Origin of the sequence: Amaricoccus sp. B4 (assembly GCF_043226085.1) — a bacterium.
Taxonomy (GTDB): domain Bacteria; phylum Pseudomonadota; class Alphaproteobacteria; order Rhodobacterales; family Rhodobacteraceae; genus Amaricoccus.
In genome coordinates, this window is sequence record NZ_CP171225.1 from 1,748,718 (window position 1) to 1,760,864 (window position 12,147).

Below are 12,147 nucleotides of genomic sequence, written 5' to 3' on the forward strand. Positions count from 1 at the left end.
CAAAGCGCTTTGAATGCTGGATCACCATGAATCTGAGAGAGCTCGCAAACCTCCTCGACCTTTCCACCACGACCGTGAGCCGTGCGCTCAACGGCTATCCGGAGGTGAGCGCCGCGACGCGGGAACGGGTGGCAGAGGCGGCGCGGTTGCATGGCTATGCCCCGAACCAGGTGGCGCGGCGGCTTGCCACAGGCCGGACGCTCGCCATCGGGCACGTGATTCCGATCGCCGAGCACCAGATGATCAACCCGGTCTTTGCCGATTTTCTCGCCGGCGCCGGCGAGACCTATTCGGCAGCGGGCTACGACACCGTGCTCTCGATCGTGCCCGCCGAGCAGGAGGCCGAGGCCTACCGGGAAATGGCGCGGCAGCGGAAGGTGGACGGGATTCTGGTGTCCGGACCGAAGGTCGTCGATTTCCGCATCGAGCTGCTCGCCGAGCTCGGCCTGCCCTTTCTCGTGCATGGCCGCACCGGGCCCGACGAGGCAGGCTATTCCTGGATCGACATCAACAACCGCCGGGCCTTCCGCCGCGCGACGGAGCTCCTTGCCCATCTCGGCCACCGGCGAATCGCGCTGCTGAACGGGCAGGAGCAGCTTTCCTTCGCCGCGCGGCGGCGCCTCGGCTACGAAGAGGCGCTGATCGAGGCAGGGATCGCCTTCGACACCGACCTCGCCCATCAGAGCGAGATGACGGAGCCGCTGGGCTACGCGGCGGCGACCCGCATGATGCAGCTCGCCGATCCGCCGACAGCGTTCCTCACCTCCTCGATCATCACGGCCCATGGTGTGCTGCGGGCGATGCGCGAGCTCGGCCGCCAGGCGGGGCGGGATTTCTCCATCACCACCCACGATGACGACCTCTCGTTCCTGCCCAACGCAGGGGAGGTGCCGCTCTTCACCGCAACGCGCTCCTCGGTACGGGCCGCCGGGCGGCAAGCCGCACGGATGCTCATCGACCTGATCTCGACCCCCGAAAGCGGCCCCCGCCAGGAGCTCTGGGAGGTCGAGCTTACCCTCGGCCTTTCGACCGGGCCGGCGCCCAGAGGACAGACCCATGCCTGACACCACGACCGGCTTCGGCTTTCGCCGCGCCGATTTTCCGCAAGGCTTCACCTTCGGCGCCGCGACCTCGGCCTATCAGATCGAGGGCGCGCGATTCGGGGGCGCCGGCCCCTCGCACTGGGACACGTTCGCCGCGACCCCGGGCAACACCGTCCGGGCTGAGGACGGACGGCTCGCCTGCGACCACTACCACCGCTGGCCCGCGGATCTCGATCTCGTGCGGGATGCGGGGCTCGATGCCTATCGCTTCTCGATCTCCTGGGCCCGCGTGATGCCTGAGGGGCGCGGCACACCGAATGCAGAGGGGCTGGATTTCTACGATCGGCTGGTTGACGGCATGCTCGCACGCGGGCTCGCGCCCTGGGCGACGCTCTATCACTGGGAGCTTCCTGCGGCGCTGGCCGATCTCGGCGGCTGGCGGAACCGCGACGTGGCGGGATGGTTCGCCGATTACACCGCGCTGGTGATGGCGCGGCTCGGGGACCGTATCCACGCCACGGCCCCGGTCAACGAGCCCTGGTGCGTCGCCTGGCTCAGTCACTTCCTCGGCCATCACGCGCCGGGACTGCGCGACATCCGGGCTGCGGCACGGGCGATGCATCACGTGCTGCTGGCCCATGGCCGGGCGATCGAGGTGATGCGGGGGCTGGGGCTCGGCAATCTCGGCGCGGTGATGAACTTCGAATATGCGCTGCCCGCCGACGAGAGCGCCGAATCGGAACACGCCGCGCGGCTCTATGACGGGATCTACAACCGCTGGTTTGTCGGCGGCGTGCTCGAGCGGGCCTATCCGGAGGATGTTCTGGAGGGGCTCGGGCCGCACATGCCGGACGGCTGGCAGGACGACATGGCCCTGATCGGGCAGGACCTCGACTGGATCGGCATCAACTACTACACCTGCAAGCGGCTCGCGGCGAACCCGGAGAGCCCCTGGCCAGGACTTCGCGAGGCGCCCGGGCCGCTGCCGACAACCGATATGGGCTGGGAGATCTGCCCAGATGGCCTGCTCCATTTTCTCACCCGGCTGAAAGACCTCACGAGCGGCCGGCTGCCGATCGTGGTGACGGAGAACGGGCTCGCGGCGGCGACACCCCTCGAGGATCGCGAACGGATCGCCTATCTCGAGGCGCATCTCGGAGCAGCGCGGCAGGCGATAGCGGAAGGGGTGCCGCTCGCGGGGTATTTCATCTGGTCCCTTCTCGACAACTACGAATGGGCCTTCGGCTACGAGAAGCGCTTCGGGTTGGTGCATGTCGATTTCGAGACGCTGGAGCGGACCCCCAAGGCAAGCTGGCATGCGCTCCGCAGGGCGATGGAGCGGGAGCCAGTCACGGCGCAGGAGGCCAGGTAGCGGCGTTCATTCTTCACGGTGGGAGCAGGACCTTCACCGTGAAGATCACGACGAGCCCTTGAAGTGGGCCAGGAGATCGGAGGAAATCGCGGGTAATGGCCTGTCGGTATTCACGCTTTCCCGTGCGCCATCGGCCCGGAGCTGGCCGTTATCCCGAGGCGCCGCCGAGCTGCGGGCCGGGTTCAGGCTCATCGACGAGGCCGAAGCGGCGGTGGCGGTGGCCGAAGGCCTCGATCTCGCGGCGCAGATGTGCCGCGGTGAATTCCGGCCAGGGTTCGGGCGGGAAAGTGTATTCGGCATAGATCCCCTGCCAGAGCAGGAAGTTCGACACGCGCTGCTCTCCCGACGTGCGGATGATCAGATCCGGGTCGGGCAGCTCGGCGGTGTCTAGGGCGCCACCGAAACGGGCCTCGTCGATCGCCTCGGGCCGGAGCCCTCCTCCTGCAGCCTGACCCGCGAGGTTGCGCACGGCGCGGGTGATCTCGTCGCGGCTGCCGTAGTCGATGGCGATCGTTAGATTGAGGCGGCTGCAACCGCTGGTATGGGATTCGAGCCTTGCCATGAGCTTCTGCAGGCCTTCGGGCACCCGGTGGCGCATGCCGACAAAGCGTACGCGGACATCGTGGCTGCGGAGCGCCGCCATCTTGCCGCAGATATACTGTTCGAAGAGCCGCATGAGCCCGTCGATCTCGGTCAGCGGACGCTGCCAGTTCTCGGTCGAGAAGGCATAAAGGGTCAGATGGGTGATGCCGAGGTCCGGGCAGACGCGGACGATCTCGCTGACGCGGCGCGCCCCGCGGGCGTGGCCTGCGACCCGCGCAAGGCCGTGCGACTTGGCCCAGCGCCCATTGCCATCCATGATGATCCCGACATGGAGCGCCGGGCGATCCGTGTAATGCATTTATGACTCATGTACCCAAGCCCATTGCATAGGCGTCTTTGCTGCAATGCGCAACAGGCGCAGGGAATTTGTAATCCTCGTGACGGCAACCGACACAAAAAGTGAAAGGCCCGCCTGAGCGGGCCTTTCGGGAAGCGTCTGGCCGGAAACCGGCCGCCTTGAGGGTCAGACCTGGGCGCGCGGAACGCGGACGTTCTCGACGAGCTTCTGGATCTCGACCGGCGTGGGCTTGGTCATGCCGGAGACCACATAGGCGGTGAGGAAGTTCAGCAGCGCACCGATAACCCCGAAGCCCGACGGGTTGATCCCGAGCAGCCAGCCGCTCGGGTCGTCCGGCAGAGTTTCGGTGCCGGGGATGAAGAACCAGCCCTTGTAGAGGAAGATGTAGACCATCGTGGAGATGAGACCCACGAGCATCCCAGAGATCGCGCCTTCCTTGTTGATGCGCTTGGAGAAGATCCCCATCATCAGCACCGGGAAGAGCGAGGATGCGGCGAGACCGAAGGCGAGCGCCACCACCTGAGCGGCAAAGCCCGGCGGATTGAGGCCGAGATACCCCGCGATCGCAATGGCCACGAGCATCGAGATGCGCGCCGCCGTGAGCTCAGCCTTCGGACTGATCTTGGGCATGAAGATGCCCTTGAGCAGGTCGTGGCTGACCGAGGAGGAGATCGCGAGCAGGAGGCCCGCCGCGGTGGAGAGCGCAGCGGCGATACCGCCGGCGGCCACCAGAGCAGCAACCCAGTTCGGGAGCGCCGCGATTTCCGGGTTGGCGAGCACCATGATGTCGTTGTCGAACTTCACGAGCTCGTTGCCCTTCCAGCCCCATTCGTCGGCCTTGGCGACCATGTCCGGGTTCTTGTCGTTGTAGTACTGGATGCGGCCGTCGCCGTTCTTGTCTTCGAAGATGAGCAGACCGGTGTTCTCCCAGCGATCCATCCATGCCGGCTTCTGATCATAGGGCAGGTTGGCTTCCGGATCGCCGACCGGGCCGGTCTGGATCGTGTTGGAGAAGTTGTAGATCGCCATCGCCGCGATCGCCGGAGCAACCGTGTAGAGCAGCGCGATGAAGATGAGCGCATAGCCCGCCGATTTGCGCGCATCCGAGATCTTCGGCACGGTGAAGAAGCGCACGATCACGTGCGGCAGACCCGCGGTGCCGATCATCAGCGAGAGCGTGAGCAGGAACATGTTGTACATGCCCATGCCCGGCCGGTCGGTATAGGCGCCGAAGCCGAGATCCTGCAGCGTCTGATCGAGGGCGCTCAGCAGGTGGGTGTCCGGCCGGTCGGCGAGCGTTCCGCCAAGGCCGAACTGCGGCAGGGCCGTATCCGTCAGGTGCAGCGAGATGAAGATCGCGGGCACCGAATAGGCGAAGATCATGATCACGTACTGGGCGATCTGGGTGTAGGTGATGCCCTTCATGCCGCCGAGAACGGCATATACGGCAACGATCACCATACCCACGACGAGACCAAGCTCGATCGGCAGGTTGAGAATGTTGGAGAAGGCGATGCCGACGCCGCGCATCTGACCGATCACGTAGGTGAGCGAGATCATCAGGAGGCAGATCACAGCCACCGCGCGGGCGGTGGTGGAATAGAAGCGGTCGCCGATGAATTCCGGCACGGTGAACTTGCCGAACTTGCGCAGGTAGGGCGCGAGCAGCAGTGCCATCAGCACGTAGCCGCCGGTCCAACCCATCAGGTAGGCGCCGCCGGTGTAGCCGAGGAAGGCGATGATGCCGGCCATGGAGATGAAGGAGGCCGCCGACATCCAGTCCGCCGCCGTGGCCATGCCGTTGGCGACGGGGTGGATGCCGCCGCCGGCGACGTAGAATTCCTCGGTGCTGCCAGCGCGCGACCAGATCGCGATCGCGATATAGACCACGAACGTGAGGCCCACCGCGATAAGGCTAAGGGTCTGCAGATCCATTATGGGCGTTCCTCACTCTTCGTTGACGTCGAATTCCCGATCCAGCCCGTTCATGCGCCAGGCGTAATAGAAGATCAGGAGGATGAAGACGTAGATGGCTCCCTGCTGGGCAAACCAGAAGCCCAGCGGATAGCCCCCGAGATGGATCCCGTTGAGCATCGGCGCGAAGAGGATCCCTGCCCCCAGCGACACTAATGCCCAGATGACCAGGCACGGAACAATGATGCCGATATTCCGGCTCCAGTATTCCCCGACATCTTTTTTTTGAGCGCTCATTTTTCTCCCCAGTTTGTATCAGAGTGACGGCCAGTGCGCCGCGGAGGCGAACATGCCCGACATTTTGTTACGTTCTCTGACGTGGTTTTTTCGTAAATGTTTCTACACCTCACGTCTAGAAAAATCATCCTTTACGCTGCGATTCAGCGAGACATATGAGGCATTTCATGGGGTTCAGGGCAGATCTGCCAATGTTTTGCCCGCCCCGGCGGCCGGACTGGCCACACCCGGTTGCTGCGGTGCACAAGATGTGGCGGGCGGAGGGATCGGTGCGGCCGGAGAGGGGCACAAAAAAAGATGCCCCGCACGGGGCGGGGCATCCAGAAGACCGATCGACCAGAGGTCAGTGCGCGGAAGCGCCTTCCGCCCCGAGACCGGTGTTGGACCGGACGAACTGCGCCGGGAAGGCGGCCCGCTCCTTCGCCGCGTTGCGGCTGTGGTCGATCATCGAGAAGGCGTAGATCCCGATGAAGGCCAGCGACATCGAGAACAGCGCCGGGTTGTCATAGGGGAACGGCGCGGTGCCTTCCGGGTTGCCCATGACCTTCACCCAGACCGCCGGCGACAGGATCACCATGATCACCGCCGAGAGGAGGCCGATGAGCCCGCCCATGAAGGCACCCCGGGTCGTCAGCTTCGACCAGAACATCGACATGAGCAGAACCGGGAAGTTGCAGCTCGCGGCGATGGAGAAGGCGAGGCCGACCATGAAGGCGACGTTCTGCTTCTCGAAGAGATAGCCGAGGATGATGGCGATGATGCCAAGGCTGACCGTCGAGATCTTGGAGACCCGGATCACGTCGGCGTCGGTGGCGCGGCCACGGGCGAAAACCGAGGCATAGAGGTCGTGGCTGACCGCCGAAGCGCCGGCAAGCGTGAGACCCGCGACCACCGCGAGGATGGTTGCGAAGGCAACCGCCGAGATGAAGCCAAGGAAGAGCGAGCCGCCCACGGCGTCGGCGAGATGGATTGCCGCCATGTTGCTGCCGCCGATGAGGCCGGTCAGCTTGTCCCACGTCGTGACGCCGTCCACCACCTCGGTATTGAAGTAGTTCGGGTTGTTCATCAGGAAGGTGATGGCGCCGAACCCGATGATGAAGGTGAGGATGTAGAAGTAGCCGATGAAGCCGGTGGCATAGAACACGGACTTCCGGGCCGCCTTGGCGTCGGCGACGGTGAAGAAGCGCATCAGGATGTGCGGCAGGCCCGCGGTGCCGAACATGAGCGCCAGCCCGAGGGAGATCGCAGAGATCGGGTCATGCACGAGGCCGCCGGGCTTCATGATGTCGATACCCTTGGGATGCACCTCTGTCGCGGCCTTGAACATCGCCTCGGGGCTGAAGTTGAAGGCGACGAGCACCATCAGCGCCATGAAGGTTGCGCCACCAAGCAGGAGGCAGGCCTTGATGATCTGCACCCAAGTGGTCGCCAGCATGCCACCGAAGGTCACGTAGAGGATCATCAGCACGCCCACGAGGATCACCGCGATGCCGTAGGGCAGACCGAAGAGCAGCTCAATGAGCTTGCCGGCGCCAACCATCTGCGCGATCAGGTAGAAGGCCACCACGGTGAGGGTCCCGACCGCGGAGAGCAGGCGGATCGGCGTCTGCTGCAGGCGGTAGGAGGCGACGTCTGCGAAGGTGAACTTGCCGAGGTTGCGCAGGCGTTCCGCGATCAGGAAGAGCACGATCGGCCAGCCGACAAGGAAGCCCACCGAGTAGATCAGGCCGTCATAGCCCGAGACGAAGACGAGGCCGGAGATCCCGAGGAAGGAAGCCGCCGACATGTAGTCGCCCGCGATCGCCATGCCGTTCTGAAAGCCGGTGATGCCGCCACCGGCGGTGTAGAAATCCGCCGCAGATTTCGTCCGGGAGGCCGCCCACTTGGTGATGAAGAGGGTGAAGCTCACGAAGATCAGGAACATGATGATGGCGGTCACGTTCACCGAGGAGCGCTTCTCGCCGCCCTGGATCGTGTCGGCCAGCGCCAGTACAGGCGCCGAGGTCGCGAGCACCGTGAGTGTCGCGACGAGGTTGCGTGCTGCGCGCGTCATCTCTGGGCGTCCTCCAGGATTTCCTTGTTCATCTGGTCGAACGTCGTATTGGCCTTGGCCACGTAGACGCCTGTAAGCACGAAGGCAGCCACGATCACGAAGACCCCGACGGGAACGCCGATGGTCGTCACACCGCTGCCGAGCGGAGTGCCAAGAAAGCCGGGCGCGTAGGCCACAAGCAGAATGAAGCCAAAATAGATCCCAAGAATAAGGATCGACAGGATGCGCGCAAGTTTGGCACGCTGTGCGATCAGTTCCTGGAATTTCGGGTTACTGCTGATCTTCTCATATGCGGAATCTGTAACTGGTGCGGTCACGGTGTTTCCGGTCCCATGTGGTGTCTCCCCCAATTGTCGCGCCCGTCCACTCCGATGGCGGACACGACGGGCAATCCATCCAAACACCGGGAAGGCCGTCGGGTGCCATGATTTGCGTCAATTTACACGGATTAGTCGGGCATTCACATCTGCGTGAGTTCAGAGCTGGTAGTCAAGCGCCAGTTTAGCCTGCAGGCGCTTTGCCTCCCGGAAGGCCTCCTTCAGGATGCGCCGGTCAAGCTCGCTCAACCTGGAGGGGTCTATCCGGTTCGAAAGCCGCTGTCCGGCCTGGGCCTGGAGCTCGTTCACCCGCATCCGGAGCAGACGAATGTAGTCGTAGGCGTCGATCCAGGCGGTGGCGTCGTTGCGGTCCATGCCGCCTGCGCGCACCACGCCCGCGATTCGCTCCACCGTGTTGGTCGCATCGACGCCATGCGCGAGCGAGAGGATGCGGGCGGCATCGATGAAGAGGGTGACGCCATTCACCTTGAGGTCGAGCGTGTTGGCCTCCTCGCCCTTGCCGCTCAGGCGGAAGTCGCGGATCATGCCGAGGGGTGGCGTGTTGCGCATCGCGTTGGCGGCCATCTGGCGGCGGAAGAGCCCGTTCGGGCCGATGAGCCCGAACATCGCCCGGCGCAGCTCGCGCACTGGCTCGCGCGGGCCCCAGAGCGGGCGAAAATCGAAGAAGATCGTCGCGTTGAGCAGGTTTTCCGGCGTGCTCTGGTTGACCCAGCGGGCAAAGCGCAGGCGCCATTCCTCGTAGGTGAGGCAGCACTCGGGATTGCGCGCCATGATGTTGCCCGGGCAGAGCGTGAAGCCACAGGCATCGAGATCGTGGTTCACCCGGTCGGCGAAGGGGATGAGCGCGGCGCGTGCCGTTTCGGCGTCCATGCCATCGGGCGGGGTGAAGAGAATGCCGTTGTCCTGATCGGTCTTGAGCGTCTGTTCAGCGCGGCCCTCGCTCCCGAAGGCGAGCCAGGTGAAGGTGAGGCCCTCGGGGAGCTCCGCATCCTCCAGCGCGAGCTCGATGACGCGCTCGGTGATCTGGTCGTTCAGAAGGGTGATGATCTGGGCGATCTGGCCGATCTTTGCGCCTTGGGCGATCATCTGTGCGACGAGCTGATGGGTGTCGTCGGCGAGGTGGACAAGCTCCTCGACATTCTCCGCCGTCGAGATGGACTTGGTGAGATTGACAAGCCCGACGCGTTGCATCGAGAAGAGATCGCGCTCGGAGACGACGCCCACGAGCTGCCCGCCTTCGACCACGACGAGATGGTGGATCCCGGCATGGGCCATCTTCATCGCCGCCTCGAAGGCGAAGGCGGAGCGGGAGATGGTGAGCGGATCGGGCGTCATCACCTTCCGGATCGGCTCGGAATAGGGCACGCCCTTGAGCGCCACGCGGTTCATGAGGTCGCGGAGCGTGAAGATGCCGATGGGCGCGCCGCTCGCGTCGATGATGAGCATCGAGCCGATGCGCGCGCCACTCATGCGCGCGAGCACCTCGGAGATCGGCGCATCCGGCCCGCTCGTCATCGGCTTGCGCAGGCGCTTTTCCATCAGCGAGACGCTGAGCGAGCTGTCGTCACCGAGATCGCGGGCGGCCTCGGCGCGAACGGTGCGGTTGACCTTCTCGAGAAGGCCCGAGAGGCGGTGGGTGCAGTACTGGTTGAAGGCTGTCGAGATGTCGCGGAGCCGATTGAATTCGGCGCGTGGCATGGTGAGGCAGACCACATCGCCGACCGCGCGCTGGACATTCCGGATCGGCCGATTCGCCACCAGCGCGCCGATCGGAAAGCACTCGCCCGGCACGAGCTCAAAGGCATTGCCGGAGATGCGCTCGTCTTCGGCACTTTCCTCGCCGACAACAAGGCCCGAGCGGAGGATGTAGAACCATTCGGCGGGCCCGGCAGCGGGATCGGTGATCGCGGCGCCGTCTGCGAAGGTGATGGGCTTCAGCCGCGCCAGCAGAAAATCGAGATGGGCCGGGTCCATCCGGTCGTAGGGCGGGTGCTGCAGCAGGAAACCCCGCGTGTCCAGCCCATCCTTGCCCGAATTGCCTGTACCGCCGCCCTCAAATGCCATGTCCACCATGCCTCAGCCACCTGCTCCCGTTCCGTGGGCGAAGACCGCGCCGCGATGGCGCAGCTCCGCTGCCATGTTGGTTTCCCGCATCACGTCGCCAAAGGTGCCGAAGCCCTTCGCCTCCAGACGCTCGATCATCTTCACCAGCAGATCCGCCGTCGCGATCGTGTCGCCGAGCGCGGTGTGCCGGCCGGTGATCGAGATGCCGTAGCGTCCGGAGAGCCCGTCGAGCGAATGATCCTCCTTCGGCCCGTCGAGCAGCAGCGAGATGAGCATGGTGTCCAGGACCGGATTGTCGAAGCGCACGCCCGCGGCCTTCTCCTTGATGGTGAGAAAGCGCATGTCGAAGGCGGCGTTGTGAGCGACCAGCACCGCGTCGCCGCAGAAGGTGCGGAACTCGGGCAGCACCTCGAGGATCGAGGGCTTGTCGCGGACATCGGCGTCGGTGAGGCCGTGAAACTGGATCGAGGCGGGCGGGATCGGGCGGCCGGGATTGACCAGCCATTCCGTCGCCTCGCCCGAGAGAATGCGGTTGCGCACCACAGGGACGGCACCGATCTGGATGATCTCGTCGCCCTGCCCCGGCTGAAGACCGGTCATCTCGCAATCGAAGACCACAAAGTGCAGGTCGCGCATGCGGCGCTGGGCGAGCTCGGCGTCGCCCTGATGCGCCGCCATGAGGTTCGCGTCGTAGAACTCGGCCCGGGCTGCGGGACGGCGGGCGGCTTCGCCGGTCTGGCGCCGCCGCTGGGGCGCGCGGAGCGGAAGCCGCAGCATGGCATTGCCCGGGCGGCGGGCCGGTGCCGCCTCGAGGCGGGAGCCATGGCGATCGAGCACGTTGCCGAGGCGCTGATGATCCTTGGCCCCAAAACAGTCGAGCTCGCACCAGGCCGCGCGCTCGGCCTCCGTCGCGGGATCGCCACGCCAGGAGACCTCCAGATCAACCCCGCCGCCGGAGGTGGCGACGGTCTCGAGGAAGACCTCCTCCACGCCGCGGCTTTCGGCAATCTGGAGCACCAGCGTCTCGAGCGCCTCCACCAGGGCAAGACTGTCAGCGAGCAGCCATTCGGGCGTGCCGATCAGGGTGGTGCGGACCCCGGCATCAGGCGGGAGCTTGCGCGCGACGAGCTTCGCGAGATCGAGCGCGTAGACATCGACCATGGTCGCATGGCCGAGCAGGAGCTCGCGCAGGCCGGCGGAGACCGCGCGGGTAATCTCGGAGGCCTCGCGGCTCGCATCGGCGGCGAGGCGGGCGAGCATCTCGCGTTCCCCCGCGGTCAGCGCGTCGCTCACCAGCCGCTCGGCAGCGCGGCGGATCTCGTCGAGCCGCGGCGCGAGTTCACCCGAGAGCGTGTGCCGCATGGCATCGCCGCCAGCGAGCAGCGCATGGTCCTGCGAACCGTCGACAAGCGTCACGAGATAGCCCGAGATCGAGCCGCCCGGCGCGATCAGGAGCGCCATACGGCCGTGAAAGACCTGGGCCCCGTCGCGGGTCGAGCAGACGAAGGGCGCGGAGATCTCGTGCCGCGCCTCAGGATCGGCCTCGAGGCGCAGCTCGAGCCGGCTGAGGCTGTGGCCGAGCGGGCCGATGTCGAGCACGGCGCCGAGATCGCGGCCAAGCCCGACATGCTCCGGGGCACCGACAAGCGAGACCGCGGCGGCGTTGTAGAGCATGATCCGGTGCTGGTGATTGCAGACGAAGACCCCTTCGTTGAGGTTCTGCAGGATCGACTCTAGCCAGGCCTTCTGGTTGCCCGCCTCCGCCGCCTCGGCCTCGGCGAAGCTGCGGACCTCGCGGCGGGTCTCGCGCAACGTCTCGACAAGGGCGGCGCATTCGCGGGAGAGGCCCTCGAGCCCGCCCGCATTTGTGATTTCGAGCGGCAGGTCACGAGTACGGGCCTCGCGAATCAGCCGCAAACCGCGGGCGAGCCGCTGGGCCGGGGCGGCGGCGAGCCGGTGATGAGCGGCAAGCAGCGCCCCCGGCGCGATCAGGGCCGCTGCGGCGCAGGCGAGTCCGGGCAGCCAGGCAGGATCGGGCGGGACGAAGCGGGCTGCAGCCCAAACCGCGCCGCATGTCACGGCCGCGGCGCTCGCAGTGATGAATGTGAATCGGTCCGTCACGTTGCTGTCGCCGCGGATCGCGCCGCCTCCCCCGTTCGTTTTTG

General features: G+C 65.5%; 9 protein-coding genes. 2 read left to right on the top strand and 7 right to left on the bottom strand.

Going from position 1 to position 12,147, the window contains the following annotated elements; genetic code table 11:
• Nucleotides 1-26 precede the first annotated feature (26 nt).
• Together ACF66B_RS08435 and ACF66B_RS08440 are read left to right on the top strand one after the other, a co-directional pair.
• A complete protein-coding gene (locus ACF66B_RS08435; RefSeq protein WP_111431556.1) occupies nucleotides 27-1,064 on the top strand; it encodes a substrate-binding domain-containing protein in 1,038 nt (345 codons plus the stop codon).
• Entirely contained in the window at nucleotides 1,057-2,415 is a 1,359-nt protein-coding gene (locus tag ACF66B_RS08440; protein ID WP_111431555.1) for a GH1 family beta-glucosidase, read from the top strand. Before ACF66B_RS08435 ends, ACF66B_RS08440 begins: the two co-directional genes overlap by 8 nt.
• 148 nt (nucleotides 2,416-2,563) lie before the next feature.
• Here the strand turns inward: ACF66B_RS08440 and uppS are convergent, their stop codons facing one another.
• The 7 genes from uppS to ACF66B_RS08475 form a co-directional block, all read right to left on the bottom strand.
• Entirely contained in the window at nucleotides 2,564-3,316 is a 753-nt protein-coding gene (gene uppS, locus ACF66B_RS08445) for a polyprenyl diphosphate synthase (RefSeq protein ID WP_111431554.1), read from the bottom strand.
• 165 nt (nucleotides 3,317-3,481) lie between these two features.
• Nucleotides 3,482-5,251, bottom strand: a complete 1,770-nt coding sequence (locus ACF66B_RS08450) for a sodium:solute symporter family protein (protein WP_111431553.1) — start codon at nucleotides 5,249-5,251, stop codon at nucleotides 3,482-3,484.
• A gap of 12 nt (nucleotides 5,252-5,263) precedes the next feature.
• Nucleotides 5,264-5,527, bottom strand: coding sequence for a DUF4212 domain-containing protein (locus ACF66B_RS08455; protein WP_111431552.1), 264 nt, complete (start codon nucleotides 5,525-5,527; stop codon nucleotides 5,264-5,266).
• Nucleotides 5,528-5,870: 343 nt separating this feature from the next.
• Complete coding sequence (locus tag ACF66B_RS08460; protein WP_111431551.1) at nucleotides 5,871-7,580, bottom strand: cation acetate symporter; 1,710 nt, start codon at nucleotides 7,578-7,580, stop codon at nucleotides 5,871-5,873.
• Nucleotides 7,577-7,897: a DUF485 domain-containing protein gene (locus ACF66B_RS08465; RefSeq protein WP_111431550.1), complete on the bottom strand. Its 321-nt coding sequence runs from the start codon at nucleotides 7,895-7,897 to the stop codon at nucleotides 7,577-7,579. The genes ACF66B_RS08460 and ACF66B_RS08465 overlap by 4 nt, the downstream gene beginning before the upstream one ends.
• A gap of 159 nt (nucleotides 7,898-8,056) precedes the next feature.
• The gene (locus tag ACF66B_RS08470; protein WP_392664662.1) at nucleotides 8,057-9,991 is read right to left on the bottom strand and encodes a DUF294 nucleotidyltransferase-like domain-containing protein; all 1,935 of its coding nucleotides are present in this window, start codon (nucleotides 9,989-9,991) and stop codon (nucleotides 8,057-8,059) included.
• 3 nt (nucleotides 9,992-9,994) lie between these two features.
• Complete coding sequence (locus tag ACF66B_RS08475) at nucleotides 9,995-12,103, bottom strand: exonuclease domain-containing protein (RefSeq protein ID WP_111431549.1); 2,109 nt, start codon at nucleotides 12,101-12,103, stop codon at nucleotides 9,995-9,997.
• Nucleotides 12,104-12,147 lie beyond the last annotated feature (44 nt).

Excerpts from the sequence above, each read along its gene's own strand:
- ACF66B_RS08435 (WP_111431556.1), top strand. The coding sequence starts at position 27 with ATGAATCTGAGAGAGCTCGCAAACCTCCTCGACCTTTCCACCACGACC.
- ACF66B_RS08440 (WP_111431555.1), top strand. The coding sequence starts at position 1,057 with ATGCCTGACACCACGACCGGCTTCGGCTTTCGCCGCGCCGATTTTCCG.
- uppS (WP_111431554.1), bottom strand. The coding sequence starts at position 3,316 with ATGCATTACACGGATCGCCCGGCGCTCCATGTCGGGATCATCATGGAT.
- ACF66B_RS08450 (WP_111431553.1), bottom strand. The coding sequence starts at position 5,251 with ATGGATCTGCAGACCCTTAGCCTTATCGCGGTGGGCCTCACGTTCGTG.
- ACF66B_RS08455 (WP_111431552.1), bottom strand. The coding sequence starts at position 5,527 with ATGAGCGCTCAAAAAAAAGATGTCGGGGAATACTGGAGCCGGAATATC.
- ACF66B_RS08460 (WP_111431551.1), bottom strand. The coding sequence starts at position 7,580 with ATGACGCGCGCAGCACGCAACCTCGTCGCGACACTCACGGTGCTCGCG.
- ACF66B_RS08470 (WP_392664662.1), bottom strand. The coding sequence starts at position 9,991 with ATGGTGGACATGGCATTTGAGGGCGGCGGTACAGGCAATTCGGGCAAG.